This window comes from Stenotrophomonas sp. YJH_SMC_17, assembly GCF_059371655.1.
Window position 1 is genome coordinate 798,514 of record NZ_JCAFUU010000002.1, and the last position, 21,333, is coordinate 819,846.

Genomic DNA, 21,333 nt, shown 5'->3' on the forward strand with positions numbered 1-21,333 from the left:
ATCGGTCAGCGGTGATGGCGCATCTTGGCATGTAGAGCCGAGCCCATGCTCGGCTGCTTTCCGGTCAGGCGTCGCGGCCCTGGAAGTAGTGAGCCGAGCATGGCTCGGCTCTACAGGTGCCTTGCGGTAGTGCCGGCCGCTGGCCGGCCCCCCTGCGATCAGCCGAGAATCCCCGGCAGATCCAGCCCCTTCTCCTTCGCGCACTCAATCGCGATCTCATAGCCCGCATCGGCATGGCGCATCACGCCGGTGGCCGGGTCGTTCCACAGTACGCGGCCAATCCGCTTCGCCGCTGCTTCGGTGCCATCGCACACGATCACCATGCCGGCGTGCTGCGAGAAGCCCATGCCGACGCCGCCACCGTGGTGCAGCGACACCCAGGTCGCGCCGCTGGCGGTGTTGAGCAGGGCATTCAGCAACGGCCAGTCGGAGACCGCATCGGAGCCATCGGCCATCGCCTCGGTTTCGCGGTTCGGCGAGGCGACGCTGCCGCTGTCCAGATGGTCGCGGCCGATTACCACCGGTGCCTTCAGTTCACCGTTGGCGACCATCTCGTTGAAGGCCAGGCCCAGACGATCGCGATCACCCAGGCCGACCCAGCAGATGCGCGCCGGCAGGCCCTGGAACTTGATCTTCTCGGCGGCCATGTCCAGCCAGCGGTGCAGGTGCGGGTTGTCCGGAATCAGCTCCTTCACCTTGGCATCCGTCTTGGCGATGTCTTCCGGGTCGCCGCTCAGCGCCGCCCAACGGAAGGGACCGATACCACGGCAGAACAGCGGGCGGATGTAGGCCGGCACGAAACCGGGGAAGTCGAACGCGTTTTCTACGCCTTCTTCCAGCGCCATCTGCCGCAGGTTGTTGCCGTAATCCACGGTGGGCACGCCCAGTGCGTGGAAGCCGAGCATGGCGCGGATGTGGTTGGCCATCGAGGCGCGCGCGGCCTTTTCCACGTCCTTCGGTGCGGAAACGCGCTTCTCGTCCCACTGCTCGACCGTCCAGCCCTGCGGCAGGTAGCCGTTCACCGGATCGTGCGCCGAGGTCTGGTCGGTCAGCAGGTCCGGCTTGATGCCGCGTTCCAGCAGCTCGGCCAGCACGTCAGCCACGTTGCCCAGCAGGCCCACCGACTTCGGGGTGCCGGACTTGCACGACTCGTCGATCAGGCGCAGCGCTTCATCCAGGTTGTCAGTCCAGGTGTCCAGGTAGCCGGTGCGCAGGCGCATGTCGATGCTGCTCTTGCGGCACTCGACGGCCAGGCAGGAAGCGCCGGCCATCACCGCGGCCAGCGGCTGTGCGCCGCCCATGCCACCGAGGCCACCGGTGAACAGCCACTTGCCGGTCAGGTCGCCACCGAAATGCTGGCGCCCCATCTCCACGAAGGTCTCGTAGGTGCCCTGCACGATGCCCTGCGCGCCGATGTAGATCCAGCTGCCGGCGGTCATCTGGCCGTACATGGCCAGGCCCTTCTTGTCCAGCTCGTTGAAGTGGTCCCAGTTGGCCCAGCGCGGTACCAGGTTGGAATTGGCGATCAGCACGCGCGGTGCATCGGCATGGGTGCGGAACACGCCCACCGGCTTGCCCGACTGCACCAGCAGGGTCTGGTCGTCGTCCAGGCGCTTGAGCGTTTCGACGATCGCATCGAAGCTCTCCCAGTCACGCGCGGCGCGGCCGATGCCGCCGTACACCACCAGTTCCTGCGGCCGCTCGGCCACATCCGGGTGCAGGTTGTTCATCAGCATGCGCAGCGGCGCTTCGGTCAGCCAGCTCTTGGCGTTCAGCGTGGTGCCGGTCGGCGCGGCGATGGTGCGGGACGGGTCGTTGCGGGTCATGCGGCGCTCCGGTTCGTAGCGAATTCAAGGCAGGCATTGAGCACCTGCGCCAGGGTGTTGCGCAGCGGTGCGGCGTGGTCGGGGTCGAGCGGGGTGGGCCAGCTGTGCTCGTCCACTTGGTCGGGCAGTGGCTCGTGCATGTAGCCGCGGCAGGCCAGCTCCATCTGCAGGCTGTGCACACCACCGGCGACGTTGCTGTAGTGGCGGGTGATCCAGCCACCCTTGAAGCGGCCGTTGCGCACGTGGCTCATGCCACTGATTTTCAGCAGGTTTTCCACCACGTCGCTCAGGGCGTTGTCGCAGGACGTGTCCGGTGCGCCGGACGGACCAGCAGTGCCCAGGTTGAACTGCGGCAGCTCGCCGTCGAACAGGTGCGGGATATGCGAGCGGATCGAGTGCGCGTCGTACACCACCACGGTGCCGTGGCGTGCACGCAGACGGGTGATCTGCGCTGCCAGCGCATCGTGGTAGGGCAGGAAATACGTGTCGCGGCGGCGGGCGATCTCGGCGTCATCCGGTTCGCGCCCGGCGTGGTACAGCGGCTGGTTGTCGAAGGTGGTCAGCGGGCACAGGCCGGTGGTGTTCTGGCCCGGATACAGCGAGACCCCGCTGGGGTCACGGTTGAGGTCGATCACCGAACGCGAGATCGCCGAACGCACCGTGGTCGCGCCCATGCCGCGCACGAAGTCGTACAGCTCGTGCACCCACCAGTCGGCGTCGCGGCGCGCCAGCCACGGCGAGTGGTAGTCGCCGATCAGGTCGTGCGGCAGCTCGCTGCCGGTATGCGGGAAGCTGACGATCAACGGGGCATCGCCTTCGTGCACCGTCAGCCATTCGGGATGGGTCTTCATGCCTGTGGTTCCACAGTCGGCAACAGATCGGCAAGGCCCTGCGCCAGCGCACCGCTGCGCACCAGGTTCGTGGCGGTCACCATGTCCGGGTGGAAGTAGCGGTCCTCTTCCAGCGTCGGTACCTGTGCACGCAGGGTGGCACGCACGTTCTCCAGCGCGGCGCTGGAGCGCAGCGGGGCGTGGAAGTCGCAACCCTGCGCGGCGGCCAGCAGCTCGATGCCGATCACGTTGGCGGCGTTCTCGGCCATCTGCATCAGGCGGCGTGCGCCGTGCGCGGCCATCGACACGTGGTCTTCCTGGTTGGCCGAGGTTGGGATCGAATCGACGCTGGCCGGGTAGGCGCGCTGCTTGTTTTCCGAAACCAGCGCCGCAGCGGTCACCTGCGGAATCATGAAGCCGGAATTCAGGCCCGGGCGCGGGGTCAGGAACGCCGGCAGGCCGGACAGCGCCGGGTCCACCAGCATCGCCAGGCGGCGCTCGCTGATCGAGCCGATCTCGCACACCGCCATCGCCAGCATGTCGGCGGCGAAGGCTACCGGCTCGGCGTGGAAGTTGCCGCCGGACAGCGCTTCGCCGGTATCGGTGAACACCAGCGGATTGTCGGACACGCCGTTGGCTTCGATTTCCAGCGTGGTCGCGGCCTGGCGCAGGATATCCAGCGCCGCGCCCATCACCTGCGGCTGGCAGCGCAGGCAGTACGGGTCCTGCACGCGCACGTCGTTGTCGCGGTGCGATTCGCGGATGCCTGAGCCCTGCATCAGCGTGCGGAGCGTGGCGGCGGTGGCGATCTGCCCGCGCTGGCCACGGATGGCATGGATGCGTGGATCGAACGGCGTGTCCGAACCCTTGGCCGCTTCCACCGACAACGCGCCGGTGACCAGTGCCGCCTGGAACACGGTTTCGATGTCGAACAGGCCGGCCAGCGCATAGGCGGTGGAGAACTGGGTGCCGTTGAGCAGCGCCAGGCCTTCCTTCGCGCCCAGTTCGATCGGCTGCAGCCCGGCACGCGCCAGTGCGTCGGTTGCGGGCAGGCGTTCGTCACCAATGCAGGCTTCGCCCACGCCCAGCATCACGCTGGCCAGGTGCGAAAGCGGTGCCAGATCGCCGGAAGCACCCACCGAGCCCTGCGCCGGCACCACCGGCAGCACGCCCTTGACCAGCATCGCTTCCAGCAGCAGCAGCGTTTCCTCGCGGATGCCGGACGCACCCTGCGCCAGGCTGACCAGCTTCAGTGCCATCATCAGCCGCACCACACTGGCCGGCATCGGCTCGCCCACGCCGGCGGCGTGCGAGAGCACGATATTGCGCTGCAGGGTGGCCAGGTCCTCGCGCTCGATGCGCACGCTGGCCAGCTTGCCGAAGCCGGTGTTGATGCCATACACCGGCGCGCCCTTGGCGACGATGGCGGCCACCGCCGCAGCGCTGGCGCGCACCACCGGCAGCGCGGCCGGGTCCAGCGCAAGCGGCACGCCGCGATAGACCTGCCGCCACTGGGCGAGAGTGACATGGCCGGGGCGAAGAACCAGGGTGTTGCTCATGTGTTGCTCCAGGAGGCAGGCAGGTCGGGCTGCCCGCGCACCACGCGCGCGTGCAGCGGGTTGAATCCCATGCGATAGACCAGATCGGCGGGGGCGTCGATGTCCCAGATCGCCAGGTCGCAGTCCATGCCGACGGCGAGGCGGCCGATGCGCTCGCCATGGCCCAGCGCGCGCGCCGCTTCACGGGTGAAGCCGGCGATGCACTCGTCCACGGTCAGGCGGAACAGGGTGGCGCCCATGTTCATCGCCAGCAGCGGGCTGGTCAGCGGCGAAGTGCCCGGGTTGCTGTCGGTAGCCAGTGCCAGCGGCACCCCGGCCGCGCGCAATGCGGCCACCGGCGGCAGGGTGGTATCGCGGGTGAAATAGAAGGCGCCCGGCAGCAGCACGGCGACGGTGCCGGCAGCGGCCATCGCGGCAATGCCGGCGTCGTCCAGATGTTCGATATGGTCGGCCGACAGCGCGCCGAAACCGGCGGCCAGTTCGGCGCCGTGCTGGTTGCTCAGCTGCTCGGCATGGATCTTCACCGCCAGCCCGTGCGCACGCGCCGCTTCGAAGACCTGCCGTGCCTGCGCGGGCGAAAAGGCGATGTTCTCGCAGAACACGTCCACCGCTTCGGCCAGGCCTTCGGCAGCGATGGCCGGAATCATCACGCTGCACACCTCGTCGGTGTACTCCTGTGCCTCGCGGCCCGGCGGGATTGCGTGCGCGCCGAGAAAGGTGGTCACCACGTTGACCCGGCATTCCTGGCCCAGTGCACGTGCGACCTGCAGCTGCTTGCGCTCGTCGTCCAGGGTCAGGCCGTAGCCGGACTTGATTTCGATCGTGGTCACGCCTTCGGCGCGCATCGCCAGCAGGCGTGGCCGGCTCTCGCTGGCCAGCTGCCCGGACGTGGCAGCGCGGGTGGCGCGCACGGTGGAGACGATGCCGCCGCCGGCACGGGCGATGTCGGCATAGCTGACGCCCTGCAGGCGTTGCTCGAATTCGTTGGCGCGGTTACCGGCGTACACCAGGTGGGTGTGGCAGTCGATCAGGCCCGGCGACATCCAGCGGCCTTCGCCGTCGATGCGGGTGGTTGGCTGCAGATGGGCATCGCTGCCGGCGGCCCCGACGTGGACGATGCGGCCGTCGGCGCAGGCCAGTACGCCGTCGCGGATGACACCCAACCCCTCGCCATCAAGGGTGATCAGGTGGACGTTGGACCAGAGGGTATCGACGTGCATGGCATCCACAACGCGGCTGTGCTTATATGTCTATACAATATAGGCGTCCATTTCGGGTTGTCCAGCCATGTCCGATTCGCGTTCCCAGCTCAGTTTCCATGCCACCCACGCCTTGCTGGCCCAGGGCTGGGCCAGCGATGTTCGGCTGCAGGTCCAGGACGGCCGCATCACAGCGATCAGCATGGGGCAGGGCGCGCAGGACGGTGACACCCGCGTCGGCATCCTGGTGCCGGGCCTGCCCAACCTGCACAGCCACGCGTTCCAGCGCGGCATGGCCGGCCTGACCGAGATCGGCGGTGGCGACGGTGACAGCTTCTGGAGCTGGCGCGAACTGATGTACCGCTTCCTGGCCCATCTACGCCCGGACGCGGTGCAGGCCATCGCCGCCCAGGCCTACATGGAAATGCTGGAAAGCGGCTTCACCCGCGTCGGCGAGTTCCACTACCTGCACCACGATGCCGACGGCCGCGCCTATGCCAATCGCGCCGAGATGAGCGCACGGATTGCCGCCGCCGCCGACCAGGCCGGTATCGGCCTGACCCTGCTGCCGGTGTTCTATGCGCACGCTGATTTTGGTGGCGCACCGCCGAATCCGGCGCAGCGGCGCCTGATCCACGATGTGGAGGGCTTCGCCCAGCTGCTGGACGCGGCGAAGCCGTCGTTGGCCGCGTTGCCCGACGCGGTACTCGGCATTGCCCCGCACAGCCTGCGCGCGGTCACCGGCGCGGAACTGAGCGCGCTGCTGCCGCTGACCGACGGCCCGGTGCATATCCATATCGCCGAGCAGGTGCGCGAGGTGGAGGCCTGCCTGGCGTGGAGTAGCCAGCGCCCGGTGCAGTGGCTGTACGACCACGCGCCGGTGGATGACCGCTGGTGCCTGGTGCATGCCACCCACATCACTGACGACGAACGTGCGGCCATCGTGGCCAGCCGCGCCGTGGCCGGCCTGTGCCCGATCACCGAAGCCAACCTGGGTGACGGCCTGTTCCCGATGCAGGCCTTCGCGCGCGAGGGCGGGCGCTTCGGCGTCGGTTCCGATTCCAACGTGTTGATCGATGCCGCCGAAGAACTGCGCCTGCTCGAATACGGCCAGCGGCTGACCGTGCGCGGGCGCAACGTGCTGGCCCCGGATGCCACCCGTAGTACCGGTCGTTTCCTGTTTGAAGGCGCACTGCACGGAGGTGCGCAGGCCCTGGGCGTAGCCGCTGGCCTGCAGGTCGGTGCCAGTGCCGACCTGGTCGAGCTGGACGCCACGCATCCGGCGCTGCAGGCGCGACAGGATGACGCATGGCTTGACAGCTGGGTGTTCGCCGCACGTAATGGCGCGCTGCGATCGGTCTGGCGCCATGGCCGCCAGTGCGTGGCCGACGGCCGCCACCTGCAGCGCGAGGCGATCACCACCGCCTTCGCCACCGCCCTGAAGGGCGTGCTGGGCTGATCGCCTCCCGCCACAGAGATCCCATTACGTGAAGGCCAGCAAGTCCGCCACGCTCAACCAGCGTATCCGCAGCGACCTGGAAAGCCGCATCCTCAGCGGAGAATGGGCGCCGGGCTTTCGTATTCCGTACGAGCACGAGCTGATGGAACAGTACGGCTGCTCGCGGATGACGGTGAACAAGGTGCTGACCGCACTGGCCGAGAGCGGCATGATCGAGCGCCGCCGCCGCGCGGGTTCGTTCGTGGCGCGGCAGCCGCCACACCTGGAGCAGGTGGCGCTGGAAATTCCGGACATCGCGATGGAAGTCGGCTCGCGCGGCCATCAGTACGGCTACCGCCTGCTGCAGCGCGAGCTGCGTCTGGCTGAAGTGGGCAATGCCGGCGAGGTGGAGCTGGCCGGCGAGCAGGAGCTGCTGGCGATGCGCTGCCTGCACCTGGCCGATGGCCGCCCGCTGGCACTGGAGCATCGCCTGATCAGCCCCGTCGGCGTGCCCGAGGTGCTGGACATTGATTTCAGCACCACCGCGCCGGGCAGCTGGCTGCTGCAGAACGTGTCGTGGACCCGCGCCCAGCACCGCATCAGCGCCTGGGGCGCAGACACCGCCTCGGCCAAGCTGCTGGAGGTGAAGCCGGGCACCGCCTGCCTGGTGATCGAGCGCCTGACCTGGCGCGGTGAACAGCCGATCACCCGCGTGCGGCAGGTGTTCCTGGGGGACGCCTGGGACCTGGTGGCGCGCTTCGCGCCGGGCGCGCGATAGGGATTCCCTCCACGCATGGCGTGGATCAACCACGGGGTTCGCGCATCGGGATTCAGTAGATCCACGTCGTGCGCGGATGCTGCCCCGATCAGTATGTGGCGCACTGCCGCCAGCGCACCGGCTCGTTCACGCCGGGGCGGGCATTGAGCTGGATGCGCACGTTGCGCAGGGACGGGTAGCGCAGTACTTCCTCGCAGACCTGGGGCCACACCGCTTCCAGTTCGCCGGTGCGATTGATCGCCAGGGTCTGGCGGGTCAGCCAGACACCACTGGCAATGCCGGGTTTGCCAGCCAGCGCGCGGGCCAGGTCCGACTGGAAGCGCTCCAGCGTGGTTGCATCCGGATCGGGGTTGTTGCGCGCGTCGGTCGCTGGGGCGACGGCAGCCACGGGTGCAGGGACGGCCGGGAGCACTGCCGCGACGTGAGCGGGTTTGGCCGCGGGCGCGGGCGAAGGCGTCGCCATCTCCGGTGCTGCGGCAACGGGCGCGGCATCTTCCACATGCAGGCCCTGCAGGCCGAGGCCCACCAGCAGGCCCAGCGTCACTGAGCCCAGGGCGGCGATGGCGATGCGGCGCTGCGCCTCGTGCCGGGCGCTGCTGCGCACGCGGGCCTCGATATCGCCCGGCAGATAGGGCTGCAGCAGCGGCCACAGACGCGGTCCATCGAGAACTTCAACCGCCTGCTTCTCGGCAGCGCTGAGGCCGTCACGCTCCATCCGGCCTTCGGTCAGCAGCACGCCGCCCTTGGCGCCGGCCAGACGCGCCGCGGCCCCCAGCTCGTTCACTGCCGCAGTGCCGATGCGATAGGCCAGGCCGTGCTTGCACGACACCAGCCACTGGTTGGGGCCATCGCTGAGCAGGAAGTCGCTGCTCGGTTCGCGTGACTCCTCGGACGGGTCGTTCAGTTCACGCAGGCCGCGCTGTTCGCGCAGCATGCGTTTGATCAGCACGGAGAACTCGCGCCAGTGCATGCCGGCCAGTGCCTGCAGGCCCAGTTGCATCTCCTTCTGTCGCCGCTTGATCCACCAGAGATAGACAACGGCCAGGGAACAGGTAAGCAGGGCCGACAGCAGGGCCAGGATCCAGGGGAGCATGCAGGAGGTGCGCGGAAGGGGCGAATGCGGAAGACGACAGTGTAAAGGCCGCACTGTCCCGCTGGGTCAGGGCGTTCCTGACAGGAAGCGTGATGGAACGCCCAGATCGGCATACCGCGGGCACGAAAAACCCGCCAATCCTGAAGCCGTGAGGGGAGGGAACAAACGGCAGCCGAAGCGATTGGCGGGTTGCTCGCGATTCTCAATCAAAATTTATTGCATTGCAACAATCTGCGTTCAGGGCACGCTGCCGGGCGACTGATGGCTGCCCGGCGCGGGGGCATCGGTGCCCGAGGCGGCACGGTTTTCCAGCTTGGCCAGACGGGCATGCAGCGCATCGATGCGGGCTTCCAGCGCGGTCACTTCATCGGCAGTGGGCACGTGCAGGCGCTTGAGCACGCCCTGCACCTGGTCATCGAAGGCTTTTTCGACCTTGTTCCAGGTACCGGAGGCCTTTTCGCGGGCCTCATCCAGCGAGGTTTCCACGTTGTCGCGCCACCCCGGGCCCTGTTCGCTGTTGCGTTCACGGCGGCGGGCCTCCCAGGCTTCGCCTTCTTTCACCAGGCCATCAAAGAATCGGCTGCCTTCGGCCTGGGCCCGGCCCAAGGCCCCCAGGCCGGCCAGCCAGACCTGCTGGGCCGAGTCACTGAGCTTGCGCGAGAAGCGCTCGGCCTGGTCACCGAACGAGGCGTCGTCGTTGCGGCGGTCATCGTTTTCGTACTGGTTCATCGCACTTCCCGTGGGAGTTGGGTCCGGCCCGAGAGTAGCGCGCGTTGGCGTTGCACGGCCGTGACGGCCGCCGCCGGGGTTCAGCCCAGCTTTTCCTTCAGCACGCGCTGGATCTCGCCTTCGACCATGCCTTTCATCGCCGACAGCAGGAAGCCCAGCTTGGCGGTCACGCGCACGGCGCCTGGCTGCAGTTCGATCGCGCCATCCACGCCGCTGCCGGAGAAGTTCAGTACGTCGGCGGTCCAGGACGACTTCAGGCCGAAGCGCTCGGACAGCTTGGCGGCAACCTGTTCGATCGCGGCGCGTGCCTGTGCGTCGGGCAGGGCGTGGGCGTGGCGGACATCGATGGTGGACATGCGGGCTCCTGGCGCAGGGCGGGGATGATCTATGAGGGCGAGCATTGTGCGCATCGAGGGCCGTCGCGCCAAGCACTCATCGCAGGTTCTTCTTCGTTGGCGGCCAACCTGCTAGGCTGCGCCGCGTGCAGAACCTGCTTGTTCACTTCAGTCAACAACAACAGCCCGACCAGCCGCTGCGGCCCGGGGTGCAACGCATCGTGCGCCAGGCCAACGGCAGTGTGCGGCTCGGCGACGCCGGCCACGGCGCCCTGCTGCTGGCGCAGTTCTGCATGGACGATCGCGGTCTGTGGCTGCAGGTCGGCAACGGTATCCGTGGCATCCACGTGAATGGTCGCCCGGTGCGCCGCATGGCCCTGCTGCGTGCGGGCGATGCGGTGTATGTGGACGGCGTGGAAATGGTCCTGCAGGGTGAGGTGGAAAGCCTGCTGCAAGCGCCCGCACCGAAGAACGACGACGGCAACGATGAGCAGCAGCGTCTGCTGCGTGGTGTCGGCGGCCTGCATCATGGCCGCAGTTTCACCCTGTCGCGCGCCCGCCTGGTCGGTCGCGGCAATGAGGCCGACATCGCCATTGACGATCCGGCCTTCGCCGAACAGCACGCCCGCGTGGAAGTGCACGGTGATCGTGTGCTGCTGCGCGACCTCGGCAGTGCCGACGGCACCCGGGTCAACGGCGTGGCCGTGCGCCACTGCTGGCTGCAGGCCGGCGACCAGGTGGTGTTCGATGGCCAGCACCGGTTTGTGCTGGAAGTGCCGCACGACCCGCGCCGGCGGCCGCTGCCGGCCGAGGATGAGTCCAGCCAGGACGCGGAACAGGCGCCGGCGCTGCCGGTGACACCGCGCAGGGTCCGGCGCTGGCCGTGGCTGCTGGTCAGTGCGCTGCTGCTGGCCGCGCTGCTCAGTCTGCTGCTCTGGTTCGGCGCGCGCTGACCCCGCATCCGCCGGGTCCACTCTGGTGGGTGCCGACCTTGGTCGGCACGCTCCTCCGCTTGGCATGACGCCTGACGGCGTACGCCGACCAAGGTCGGCGGCTACCAGTGCGATGCTGCGGGCCAATGGATTCCAATGAAACCAAATTTCCCTTGCGCCACAAGGCCGCAAGGCTGGTGCACTGCGGCATACTAGGGGTCTTGCCCCACAGGTGTGACATGACGCGCGCGTTCAACTTCAGTGCCGGCCCTGCAACCTTGCCGGAATCGGTCCTGCGTCAGGCGCAGGCGGAAATGCTGGACTGGCACGGTTCCGGTGCCTCCATTGTGGAAATGAGCCATCGCGGCGCGGAATTCATGTCCGTGGCTGCCGAGGCGGAAGCCGATCTGCGGCGCCTGCTCGACATCCCCGACGACTATGCGGTGCTGTTCCTGTCCGGTGGTGCGACCACCCAGCAGGCGTTGATCCCGCTCAACTTCGCTGCCCCCGGCCAACGTGCCGACTACGTGGTCAGTGGCCACTGGGGCAAGACCGCGGTCAAGCAGGCCGGGGTCTACGTGGACGTCAACATCGCCGCCAGCAGCGAGGCCGATGGCTACCGCACGCTGCCGCCGCGCGCGGACTGGCAGCTTTCGGCCGATGCGGCTTATGTGCACATCACCGCGAACGAGACCATCCACGGCGTCGAGTTCCGTGATGTGCCCGACACCGGCAACGTCCCGCTGATTGCCGATTTCAGCTCGTCCATCGCCAGCGAGCCGCTGGACGTGCGCCGCTACGGCGTGATCTATGCCGGCGCGCAGAAGAACCTCGGCCCGGTCGGCATCGCGGTGATGATCATCCGCCGCGACCTGCTCGAGCGCAGTGGCCAGCCGCGCGCGGACATCTTCGATTACCGCTCGCACGTCGCCCGCGATTCAATGCTCAACACCCCGCCGACCTGGAACTGGTACCTGGCCGGCCTGGTGTTCAAGTGGATGCTGGCCGAAGGCGGCGTGACCGAGTTCGCCAAGCGCAACGCCGCCAAGGCCGCACTGGTGTACGGCGCCATCGACGGCTCCGGCGGCTTCTACCGCAATGAGGTCGCACATGCGGCCCGTTCGCGGATGAACATCCCGTTCTTCCTGCCCGATGCCGAACTTGACGTGCGCTTCGTTGCCGAAGCCAAGGCCGCAGGCCTGCTCGCGCTGAAGGGCCACAAGGTGGTCGGGGGCATCCGGGCCTCGCTGTACAACGCCATGCCGCTGGCCGGGGCCGAGGCGCTGGTCGCCTTCATGGCCGATTTCCAGCAGCGTCACGGTTGAGCAATGAACGGCGCGCACCGTCGGGTGCGTGCCCCGCAACAGGGAATTCCGATGGCAAGCAGCAAATCCAGCAAGAAGGCGCCGAAGAAGGCCGAACCAGCCAGGGACAGCGCGCCCACCAAGGCGAAGGGCAAGGCCAAGGCCGCGTCGAACCCGGCGCCCACCCTGGCGCCGCTGGCGCTGGCCGATGTGCGCTCGAAGATCGACCAGATCGACCGTGACATCCAGAACCTGATCGCCGAGCGCGCGCGTTTCGCACACCAGGTCGGCAAGGCCAAGGGCAAGCTGGCCGCTGCTGTCGACTACTACCGCCCCGAGCGCGAAGCACAGGTGCTGCGCATGGTGGTCGATCGCAATGAGGGCCCGCTCAGCGACGAGCTGCTGGTGCACGTCTACCGCGAGATCATGTCGGCCTGCCTGGCCCAGCAGGAGCCGCTGAAGATCGGTTACCTCGGCCCGGAAGGCACCTTCAGCCAGCAGGCCGTGCTCAAGCACTTCGGCCGCTCGGCACTGGGCCTGCCGATGGCCAGCATCGAGGAAGTGTTCCAGGAAGTGGAAGCGGGCAATGCCGATTTCGGCGTGGTGCCGGTGGAGAATTCCGGGCAGGGGACCATCCAGATCACCCTGGACATGTTCCTGACCTCCAACCTGAAGATCTGCGGTGAAGTGGAACTGCGCGTGCAGCAGTACCTGATGTCGCGCAGCGGCCGCATCGAGGATATCGAGCGCATCTACGCGCACCCGCAGTCGTTCATGCAGACCTCGGCATGGCTGCGTGCCAACCTGCCGAAGGCCGAGAAGATTCCGGTGTCGAGCAACGCCGAAGGCGCGCGCCGTGCCCGCAATGCCGACGACGCGGCGGCCATCGGTGGCGAGAGCGCCGGCCATGTGTACGGCCTGAAGAAGGTCGTTACCAAGCCGATCCAGAATGATGCCGACAACACCACCCGTTTCCTGGTGGTGGGCCGCAACATCTTCCCGACCTCGGGCCATGACCGCACCTCGGTGCTGGTGTTCATCCATGACAAGCCCGGTGCGCTGTTCGACGTGCTCAGCCCGTTCGCCCGCCACGGCATCAGCATGAACCGCATCGAGTCGCGCCCCTCGCACCACGGCAAGTGGGAATACGGCTTCTTCATCGACCTGGCTGGCCACATCGACGACGCGCCGATGCAGGCTGCCCTGGCCGAACTGGAAGCGCACTCTGCGCAGATCAAGGTGCTCGGCTCCTACCCGGTGGCCGTGCCCTGACTGCTGCTTCGGCGGCAACAGCCGCCGCTCCCTGATGCATCGCCGGCGCTGCCGGTGTTTACGGAATGATCGAACGATGAGCAACGCGCAACACTGGATTGCCCGCAAGGGCCAGCCGCTGCAGGGCAGCCTGACCATTCCCGGCGACAAGTCGGTCTCGCACCGCTCGGTGATGTTCGCCGCGCTGGCCGATGGCACCTCGCATATCGAAGGCTTCCTGGAAGGCGAAGACACCCGCGCCACCGCGCGCATCTTCAGCCAGCTCGGCGTCCGCATCGAAACGCCCAGCCCGTCGCAGCGCATCGTGCATGGCGTCGGCATCGACGGCCTGCAGGCACCCAGCGCACCGCTGGATTGCGGCAACGCCGGTACCGGCATGCGCCTGCTCGCCGGCCTGCTTGCAGGCCAGGCATTCGACTGCACGCTGATCGGCGACGAGTCGTTGTCGGGCCGCCCGATGCGCCGCGTCACCGGCCCGCTGGCGCAGATGGGGGCGAAGATCGACACCCAGGACGACGGCACGCCGCCGCTGCACGTGCATGGCGGCCAGTCGCTGCACGGCATCGATTTCGCCTCGCCGGTGGCCAGCGCACAGATCAAGTCCGCAGTGCTGCTGGCGGGCCTGTACGCACAGGGCGAAACCAGCGTGCTGGAACCGCACCCGACCCGCGACTACACCGAGCGCATGTTGTCCGCGTTCGGCGTGGACATCGAATTCTCGCCGGGCAAGGCCCGCCTGCGTGGCGGCCAGCGCCTCCGCGCCACGGATATCGTGGTGCCGGCCGACTTCTCGTCTGCCGCGTTCTATCTGGTGGCGGCCAGCATCGTTCCCGGTTCCGAGCTGCGCCTGAAGCAGGTCGGCCTGAACCCGCGCCGCACTGGCCTGCTGCACGCGCTGCGCCTGATGGGCGCGGACATCACCGAGGAGAACCCGGCCGAGCAGGGCGGTGAGCCGGTGGCGGATCTGGTGGTGCGCTACGCTCCTCTGAAGGGCGTGCGCATTCCGGAAGCCCTGGTGCCGGACATGATCGATGAGTTCCCGGCGCTGTTCGTGGCCGCCGCCGCCGCAGAAGGCCAGACCGTGGTCAGCGGCGCCGCCGAACTGCGGGTGAAGGAATCCGACCGCCTTGCTGCGATGGCCACCGGCCTGCGCGCGCTGGGCATGCAGGTGGATGAAACTGAAGACGGCGCCACCCTGCACGGCGGCGTGCGCCTGGGCAACGGCACCATCGAAAGCCACGGTGACCACCGCATTGCCATGGCGTTCGCCATCGCCGGCCAGATCAGTGACGGCGAAGTGCGCATCAACGACATCGCCAACGTCGCCACGTCCTTCCCGGATTTCGACGGCCTGGCGCGTAGCGCCGGGTTCAACCTGACCTGACCGGCACCGCAACCGCCGGGCCACGCCCGGCGGATCGCATTGCACGGCAGGTGCCAACCCTGGTTGGCGCGCTTTTCCGCATAAAAGGACGGAGGCCGAAGCCTCCGTCTAAACATCACGAACCCCTCGTCCGCGATCAACGCTGCTCGGTGCGGAAATCCACCGGGACCCGCACCACGCTTGCGACGGCACGGCCCTCGTGCATCGCCGGCTGGAACTTCCAGTTCTGCACCGTGTTCAGCACCGCGCGATCCAGATCACGACTGCGCTCGCCGCTGCGCGAAACGATCGCAGCATTGGCGACATTGCCCTGGGTATCTACATTCAGGCTGGCGATCACGCTGCCCTGCACGCCACTCCGCAGGGCGGCGGCGGGATAGGTGGGCATGCGATTGCTGGCCAGCGGGCGGGCCTCGCGATTGCGCACAACCGGTGCGGCCTTCCGCGAAACAGTCGCCGGGGCTGTCTGGCGCGCTCCAGGGGCTGCTGCATCTTTCACCACGGCCTGCTCGGGGGCTGGCAACATGCGTTCGCCGACAGGGGCCGGTGCCACGTCTTCCTGGTCTGAATGACGCAGCCAGAGCAGGGCGGCAGCAAACATCGCCACGATCAGCGCGATCCACATCCAGGGTGACGTGGGTTTGTGCTGCAGGCTGGAACCCTGCTGCAGCTGCGGCGAATGAAGGTCTTCGTGGGTGGTGGCAGCCATCGCTAACTCCTTCCGTCAATGGACGACGTGGGAAGTGTTGCGCGAGCCACGGACGAGAAGTGTCAGCGTTGCGTCAACGCCACCGGCAGGGTTCAGTTTGCCTGCCGGGAAGCGTTCAGTTACTGGGTCTTGAAGTCGAACGGCACTTCAATGCTGCCGGGGACGGCCTGGCCATTGTTCTGAGCCGGGGTGAAGCGCCAACGGCGCACGGCATCGGTGGCGGCACGGTCGAGCTCGCGTGAACCGCTGCGCTGGATCACCTTGGCGTTGTTGGGATAGCCGGTAGCGTCCACGTCCACGCGTACCACCACGGTGCCGGTTTCGCCGGCGCGTAGGGCGGCGGCGGGGTACGACGGCGGTGGCGACTGGCCGGCGATCGGCATCGGCTGGCTGTTGCCGGTCGTGGCCGGCGCAGCGCCCGGGGTGGCCGGGGCCGGCTCGGCGATGGGGGCGGGGGGCGGCGGGGCGGTTTCGACCAGCTTCGGCGCTTCTTCCTCGACCGGCGCTGGCTTTGCATCGGGCATGTCGCTGGAACCGGCCGCAGCGGCCAATGGTTCCGGAAGGGGCTCGATCTGGGCGGTTTCCTGCGGCGTCTGCGCGGCAGGATCGGCGCGGAAGAATTCCTTGTCGCGACCGGTCAGCCAGACCAGCACGAACAGCAGGACGCCCACCCCGAAGGCGATACCGGCGATCTTCAGGGCGTTGCGCGGGATATGCACAGTGAACGACTTGGCGGACGACGAGCGGGGTGCAGACATGGACCGGACCAGTACGGAATGGTTCGATTCTGCCACGGCGGGAATGAACCGGGCGGCAGAAATCCGTATAACAAGCGATAATCCCATCCCTGATACCCACCACGACACCTGCCATGCTTGATCCAGCCCTGCTCCGCCACCAGCCCGCCGACCTCGCCGAACGCCTGCGCACCAGCCGCGGCTTCGAGCTCGACGTGTCTGCCCTGGAGTCCCTGGAGGCTGATCGCAAGCGCATCCAGGTGCGGACCCAGGAGCTGCAGAGCCTGCGCAACAGCCGTTCCAAGGCCATCGGCCAGGCCAAGGCCAAGGGCGAGGACGTTTCGGCCATCATGGCCGAGGTTGCTGCCTTCGCCGACGAGTTGAAGGCTTCGGAAGTGGCGCTGGACGAACTGCGCGAGAAGATCGAAGCGATCTCGATGGGCATTCCGAACCTGCCAGCCGATGACGTGCCGGCCGGTGCCGACGAGAACGACAACGTCGAGCAGGCGCGCTGGGGTACTCCGCGCCAGTTCGATTTCAAGGTGCTCGACCACGTCGAACTGGGCGCCCGCAACGGCTGGCTGGACGGCGAGACCGCGGCCAAGCTGTCCGGCTCGCGCTTCACCGTGCTGCGCGGCCCGATCGCGCGCCTGCACCGTTCGCTGGCCCAGTTCATGGTGGACCTGCACACCGGCGAGCACGGCTACGAGGAAACCAACGTGCCGCTGCTGGTCAACGCCGATTCGCTGCGCGGCACCAGCCAGCTGCCGAAGTTCGAGGACGACCTGTTCAAGACCGCCGTGGGCGACTCCACGCGTTACCTGATCCCGACCTCGGAAGTGCCGCTGACCAACATCGTGCGCGACGAGATCGTCGACGCCGAGCGCCTGCCGCTGCGCATGACTGCCCACTCGATGTGCTTCCGCGCCGAGGCCGGCAGCGGCGGCCGCGACGTGCGCGGCATGATCCGCCAGCACCAGTTCGAGAAGGTCGAGCTGGTGTCGATCAGTCGCCCGGAAGACAGCGATGCCGAGCACCAGCGCATGACCCGCTGTGCCGAAGTGGTGCTGGAAAAGCTGGGCCTGCCGTACCGCAAGGTGCTGCTGTGCACCGGCGACATGGGCTTCTCGGCCATCAAGACCTACGATCTGGAAGTCTGGCTGCCGTCGCAGGAGACCTATCGTGAGATCTCCTCGTGCTCGAACTGTGGTGATTTCCAGGCCCGCCGCATGCAGGCGCGCTGGCGCAACCCGGCCACCGGCAAGCCGGAGCTGGTGCACACCCTGAACGGCTCGGGCGTGGCGGTCGGTCGCGCGATGATCGCGGTGATGGAGAACTACCAGAACGCGGACGGCAGCATCACCGTGCCGGAAGCACTGCGCCCGTACATGGGTGGGCTGGAAACCATCGCCTGACAGCCGGCGCGTTGCGCCCCCGCCCGAGCATAGGCTCGGGCGCTACAGATCCATGTAGAGCCGAGCCTATGCTCGGCTGCGCCTGCCCATCGCCGGCCGCATTGATTGTCGGCGCTCGGCGCCGCCGCCCGAGCATAGGCTCGGGCGCTACAGATCCATGTAGAGCCGAGCCTATGCTCGGCTGCTCCTGCCCATCGCCGGCCGCATTGATTGTCGGGGCTCCGCGCCGCCGCCCGAGCATAGGCTCAGGCGCTATAGATCCATGTAGAGCCGAGCCTATGCTCGGCCGCTCCTGCGCATCGCCGGCCGCATTGATTGTCGGCGCTCGGCGCCGCCGCCGAGCATGGGCTCGGCGCTACTGGGTTTCTGCTGCCCGCAGCTTCTCCAGGGGTACCCATCCCGGTTCGCCGGTCTCCGGCACGCACCACGCCCAACCGTTGAGCGTGCGCAGCCCACGCAGCCTCTGCCCCGGGTCCACATCCAGTTCCCGCGCGCAGTAATCCTCCGTGGCAAACGCGTCACCCTGCGCATCGCGACCGATCACCGGTGCCGGCACGAATCCGGGCTGCTGCCCCTCGGCCTCGCACAGGAACCAGTCCTCCCAGCCCTCCGGGCCTTCATAGCGTTCGCCCACCACCAGCGCTTGGCCACGACGCAGGGTGATCGGGTGCGGAAATTCGCTGCGGTGCGCAGTCGTCACGATGTAGTTCATGACCCACTGTACCGTTCCCGCCGGGCATGACCCGGCGCTGCCCTCCCGATCCGGTAGCACCGGGCCATGCCCGGCGGGCGGGAATCGGTCCACAAAAAAACGGCCCCGCAGAGCGGGGCCGCCAGGATGGGCCGGGATGGGGGAGGGGATCCCGGCCCGCGTTCAGCGCCTCGACGAGGAGAGAACGGCGCCGAACGCTGGAACGCTTATGCCGCGACGGCGTCTGCCGCTTCGTGCGACGGCAGTGCCGCCAGCGCGCCGGCAATGGCGTCTTCACGGTGCTGCGGCGAGTAGGCGATGCCTTCGGCACGCACGAACTCGATGTCGTTGATGCCCCAGAACGCGAACGTCTGGCGCAGGAAGGGCTCCTGGAAGTCAGCCGGCGAATCGGTGTAGATGCCACCGCGGCTGCTGACCACGATCACCCGCTTGCCGCCGGCCAGGCCGACCGGGCCGTTCTCGGTGTACTTGAAGGTGCGACCGGCCACGGCGACGCGGTCGATCCAGGCCTTCAGCGTGGACGGAACGCTGAAGTTGTACATCGGCGCGCCGATCACCACGATGTCCGCGGCAAGGAACTGCTCGAGCACCTGTTCAGCATCGGCGGTCTCCGCCGCATCCGCCTTGGCCAGCGAGCTGCTGCGCAGATGCGGTACCGGATTGGCGTCAAGATCGCGATAATCGACCTGCAGGCCTTCGATCTGCTGCTTGAACCGGGCCACCACGGCGGCGGTCAGGTGGCGGGAGACGGAGTTCTCGCCAAGCACGCTGGCGTCGAGATGCAGAAGCTTCATGGCAGTCACCTATGTTCTGGGAGGGAGGGGCGGGTAGCCCCCGCCGACGGAGAGAACGATAGGTTGTTGCAAAGGCGGGATAAAGGTGTTTGAATGCCACGTATTGTTCTAGATATGGAACTCGGGCATGCATGACCTGAATGATCTGTACTACTTCGCGATGGTGGTCGACCACGGCGGATTTGCCGCCGCCGAGCGTGCGCTGGGCATTCCCAAGTCGCGCCTGAGCCGCCGTATCAGCCAGCTGGAGACCGACCTGGGCGTGCGCCTGCTGCAGCGCTCCACGCGCCGTTTCGCGGTCACCGACGTCGGCACCAGCGTGCACCGCCACGCGCAGACGATGCTGGCCGAGGCACAGGCTGCACGCGAAGTGGTGGACCGCCTCAGTGCGGAACCGCGCGGCGTGGTGCGTGCCAGTGTGCCGGTCTCGCTGGCGCAGATGCAGCTGCCCAAGCTGCTGCCCAAGTTCCTCGAGCAGTACCCTAAGGTGCGGCTGCAGCTGAACATCAGCAACCGCCGCGTAGACATCATCAATGAAGGCTACGACGTGGCCCTGCGCGTGCGTTCGCGCCTGGACGACGACGGCAGCCTGGTGATGCGCAGCTTCGGCCAGGTGCAGGAACTGCTGGTGGCGAGCCCGAAGTACCTGGACCGGGCCGGCCGTCCCAAGGATCCGGAAGAGCTGACCCAGCACGTCACCCTCAGCATCAGCGAAGACGAAGCGCGCCAGCGCTGGGAGCTGCACGGGCCGGAAGGCGAAGTGCGCCGCGTCGACCTGCAGCCGCGTGTGGCCGGCTTCGACTTCCCGCTGCTGCAGAGCATGGTCAAGGACGGTTTCGGCATCACCATGCTGCCGGAAACCGTGTGCGCCGATGCCGTACGCAATGGCGAGCTGGAAGTGGTGCTGCCGGACTGGTCGCTGCCGCAGGGCGTGTGCCATGCCGTGTTCGCCTCGCGCCGTGGCCTGTTGCCGGCGGTGCGCGTGTTCATCGATTTCCTGGCCGAGCACCTGCCGCCGCAGCTGGAGGCCTCGCGCCTGCATTGCGATGGAGCCTGCGAGAAGGCCAAAGAGCGCATCAAGGCCAGTGCGCTGGGCGCGTTGGCGGTGGACGCCGGCTGAGGGACATCAACGGTAGCGCCGGGCCATGCCCGGCGTTGCTGTATCCGGCGGCGATCACTTCCGCCCGAACAATCTGTCCCAGAAGCTGCGTCGCGGGGCTGCCTGCGGCGCTGGCTGGGTAGCAATGACCGGTGCCTCCAGCACCGCCATCAGCGCCGCGCTGCGCGGCTTCTTCAGGAAGCGCGCATAGTCCAGGTAGCTGGTCACCTTGCTCATGTGCAGGCGCTCCGGCATCGCCGGCAAGGCGCCGCCCTGCAGCAGCACGCGTAACGCTTCTGGGCGGTCCAGCCGGATCGCCTCGAACACGGCGGTGCCTCCGCATCCAGGCTCGATCTGGTTGGCACGCTGTGGCGCATCCTTCAGCAGGTCGCGCAGCGCATCGGCGTCGTCCCGCTCCACGGCCGCCACCAGTCGTGCCAGCGCTTCAGCTTCTTCGGGTGGAAGACTGTCGCGATAGACCTGGTCGGCGATCTCGCGCTCGTCGCGCCCGTCACCGCCCTGGATGCACAGGAAATCGGTGACCAGTGCTACCGGAATGCCGGAGGTATCCAGTGCCCAGTAGCTCGGATACACACCGTCGCCCCAGCCGCTGGTGAATACGACCAGGGCGTGCGGCGAGTCCTCGCCCCAAGGGTGGTACTCGGCGCCTTCGTCGAGGCCGTCGTGGTCGATCAGGGCATCCGGCCACGCATTGTCTTCGTCACCATCGGCCTGTTCGATCAGGGCCAGCAGTGCCTGCTGGGTATCGGTGTCCATGAAACAGCCGATGCCGGCGTCGACCGGATAGCCGATGAAGCTGTCCTCATCCAGGCCGGTCAGGTCCTGCGTGGTCCAGCGCGCCATCTGCCAGTGCAGTGCGGACGCGGTGAGTGCCTGGCGCGGCTTGAACCAGACCACGGCCAGCGCCGGGCGTCCGCTGTGCACGATGATCTCCACCGGATGGCTGCCTAGCGGGGCGGTGTAGTCGGCCAGCGCCGGTGCCTCGGCCTGGACCAGCGGATCGCAGACCACCAGATGCCCGCTGCTGACCGGCAGGTGGCCGGCGAAGGTGCGGTGCAGGGCCACTGCGGCCAGCTGGGTGTCGTCCAGCAGGGTGGTGCGCAGGTTGGCCAGGTCGAGGTGGGCCATGGGGGCTCCGGATGCAGTCGAGCCCCCACCGTGCCGGAT

Annotated in this window: 20 protein-coding genes; 8 read left to right on the forward strand and 12 right to left on the reverse strand. The window is 67.7% G+C overall.

Annotated elements, in window-relative coordinates; genetic code table 11:
* Positions 1-158: 158 nt before the first annotated feature.
* The 4 genes from hutU to hutI are packed head-to-tail and all read right to left on the reverse strand — an operon-like array spanning position 159 to position 5,435.
* Positions 159-1,826 (reverse strand): urocanate hydratase, encoded by a 1,668-nt coding sequence (hutU, locus tag AC5P8Z_RS08685; protein WP_495228784.1) that lies wholly within the window; start codon positions 1,824-1,826, stop codon positions 159-161.
* On the reverse strand, positions 1,823-2,677 hold the full coding sequence (gene hutG / locus AC5P8Z_RS08690; protein ID WP_495228785.1) for an N-formylglutamate deformylase: 855 nt from the start codon (positions 2,675-2,677) through the stop codon (positions 1,823-1,825). Before hutG ends, hutU begins: the two co-directional genes overlap by 4 nt.
* The gene (hutH, locus tag AC5P8Z_RS08695) at positions 2,674-4,215 is read right to left on the reverse strand and encodes a histidine ammonia-lyase (protein WP_286068942.1); all 1,542 of its coding nucleotides are present in this window, start codon (positions 4,213-4,215) and stop codon (positions 2,674-2,676) included. The genes hutG and hutH overlap by 4 nt, the downstream gene beginning before the upstream one ends.
* Positions 4,212-5,435 carry an imidazolonepropionase gene (gene hutI, locus AC5P8Z_RS08700; RefSeq protein ID WP_286068940.1) on the reverse strand — a complete coding sequence of 408 codons (1,224 nt, stop codon included), beginning with the start codon at positions 5,433-5,435 and terminating at the stop codon, positions 4,212-4,214. The genes hutH and hutI overlap by 4 nt, the downstream gene beginning before the upstream one ends.
* A 67-nt stretch (positions 5,436-5,502) precedes the next feature.
* On the opposite strand from hutI, the gene AC5P8Z_RS08705 reads away from it, so the two are divergent.
* Together AC5P8Z_RS08705 and hutC are read left to right on the forward strand one after the other, a co-directional pair.
* A complete protein-coding gene (locus tag AC5P8Z_RS08705; protein WP_495228786.1) occupies positions 5,503-6,873 on the forward strand; it encodes a formimidoylglutamate deiminase in 1,371 nt (456 codons plus the stop codon).
* 28 nt (positions 6,874-6,901) lie between these two features.
* Positions 6,902-7,630 carry a histidine utilization transcriptional repressor HutC gene (gene hutC, locus AC5P8Z_RS08710; protein WP_286068936.1) on the forward strand — a complete coding sequence of 243 codons (729 nt, stop codon included), beginning with the start codon at positions 6,902-6,904 and terminating at the stop codon, positions 7,628-7,630.
* Between the two features lie 88 nt (positions 7,631-7,718).
* On the opposite strand, the gene AC5P8Z_RS08715 is transcribed toward hutC, so the two are convergent.
* From AC5P8Z_RS08715 to AC5P8Z_RS08725, 3 genes are all read right to left on the reverse strand, one after another.
* Positions 7,719-8,723 carry a restriction endonuclease gene (locus AC5P8Z_RS08715; RefSeq protein WP_286068935.1) on the reverse strand — a complete coding sequence of 335 codons (1,005 nt, stop codon included), beginning with the start codon at positions 8,721-8,723 and terminating at the stop codon, positions 7,719-7,721.
* 237 nt (positions 8,724-8,960) lie between these two features.
* Positions 8,961-9,452, reverse strand: coding sequence for a phasin family protein (locus tag AC5P8Z_RS08720; RefSeq protein ID WP_286068933.1), 492 nt, complete (start codon positions 9,450-9,452; stop codon positions 8,961-8,963).
* 80 nt (positions 9,453-9,532) lie between these two features.
* A complete protein-coding gene (locus AC5P8Z_RS08725; RefSeq protein ID WP_005417302.1) occupies positions 9,533-9,808 on the reverse strand; it encodes a polyhydroxyalkanoic acid system family protein in 276 nt (91 codons plus the stop codon).
* 125 nt (positions 9,809-9,933) lie between these two features.
* Here AC5P8Z_RS08725 and AC5P8Z_RS08730 point away from each other — a divergent pair, with 125 nt between their 5' ends.
* The 4 genes from AC5P8Z_RS08730 (at position 9,934) to aroA (ending at position 14,679) form a co-directional block, all read left to right on the forward strand.
* Positions 9,934-10,740, forward strand: a complete 807-nt coding sequence (locus tag AC5P8Z_RS08730) for an FHA domain-containing protein (protein WP_286068932.1) — start codon at positions 9,934-9,936, stop codon at positions 10,738-10,740.
* A gap of 218 nt (positions 10,741-10,958) precedes the next feature.
* Positions 10,959-12,044 carry a 3-phosphoserine/phosphohydroxythreonine transaminase gene (gene serC / locus AC5P8Z_RS08735; RefSeq protein WP_495228787.1) on the forward strand — a complete coding sequence of 362 codons (1,086 nt, stop codon included), beginning with the start codon at positions 10,959-10,961 and terminating at the stop codon, positions 12,042-12,044.
* Positions 12,045-12,095: 51 nt separating this feature from the next.
* A complete protein-coding gene (gene pheA, locus AC5P8Z_RS08740; protein WP_495228789.1) occupies positions 12,096-13,295 on the forward strand; it encodes a prephenate dehydratase in 1,200 nt (399 codons plus the stop codon).
* A gap of 76 nt (positions 13,296-13,371) precedes the next feature.
* Complete coding sequence (gene aroA / locus AC5P8Z_RS08745) at positions 13,372-14,679, forward strand: 3-phosphoshikimate 1-carboxyvinyltransferase (RefSeq protein WP_495228790.1); 1,308 nt, start codon at positions 13,372-13,374, stop codon at positions 14,677-14,679.
* Between the two features lie 136 nt (positions 14,680-14,815).
* On the opposite strand, the gene AC5P8Z_RS08750 is transcribed toward aroA, so the two are convergent.
* Together AC5P8Z_RS08750 and AC5P8Z_RS08755 are read right to left on the reverse strand one after the other, a co-directional pair.
* Entirely contained in the window at positions 14,816-15,388 is a 573-nt protein-coding gene (locus AC5P8Z_RS08750; RefSeq protein ID WP_495228791.1) for an energy transducer TonB, read from the reverse strand.
* A 119-nt stretch (positions 15,389-15,507) separates the two neighbouring features.
* The gene (locus AC5P8Z_RS08755; protein WP_295568733.1) at positions 15,508-16,146 is read right to left on the reverse strand and encodes an energy transducer TonB; all 639 of its coding nucleotides are present in this window, start codon (positions 16,144-16,146) and stop codon (positions 15,508-15,510) included.
* Between the two features lie 113 nt (positions 16,147-16,259).
* Between AC5P8Z_RS08755 and serS the strand changes: the two genes are divergently transcribed.
* Positions 16,260-17,540: a serine--tRNA ligase gene (gene serS / locus AC5P8Z_RS08760; protein ID WP_295568734.1), complete on the forward strand. Its 1,281-nt coding sequence runs from the start codon at positions 16,260-16,262 to the stop codon at positions 17,538-17,540.
* Between the two features lie 355 nt (positions 17,541-17,895).
* Here serS and AC5P8Z_RS08765 read toward each other — a convergent pair whose 3' ends face one another.
* Positions 17,896-18,252 carry an SH3 domain-containing protein gene (locus AC5P8Z_RS08765; RefSeq protein WP_286068926.1) on the reverse strand — a complete coding sequence of 119 codons (357 nt, stop codon included), beginning with the start codon at positions 18,250-18,252 and terminating at the stop codon, positions 17,896-17,898.
* A 206-nt stretch (positions 18,253-18,458) separates the two neighbouring features.
* A complete protein-coding gene (locus AC5P8Z_RS08770; protein ID WP_286068924.1) occupies positions 18,459-19,046 on the reverse strand; it encodes an FMN-dependent NADH-azoreductase in 588 nt (195 codons plus the stop codon).
* A 127-nt stretch (positions 19,047-19,173) separates the two neighbouring features.
* Between AC5P8Z_RS08770 and AC5P8Z_RS08775 the strand changes: the two genes are divergently transcribed.
* Positions 19,174-20,166, forward strand: a complete 993-nt coding sequence (locus tag AC5P8Z_RS08775) for a LysR family transcriptional regulator (protein WP_049429058.1) — start codon at positions 19,174-19,176, stop codon at positions 20,164-20,166.
* 54 nt (positions 20,167-20,220) lie between these two features.
* On the opposite strand, the gene AC5P8Z_RS08780 is transcribed toward AC5P8Z_RS08775, so the two are convergent.
* Positions 20,221-21,294, reverse strand: a complete 1,074-nt coding sequence (locus AC5P8Z_RS08780; RefSeq protein WP_495228793.1) for a DUF4241 domain-containing protein — start codon at positions 21,292-21,294, stop codon at positions 20,221-20,223.
* Between the last annotated feature and the right edge of the window lie 39 nt (positions 21,295-21,333).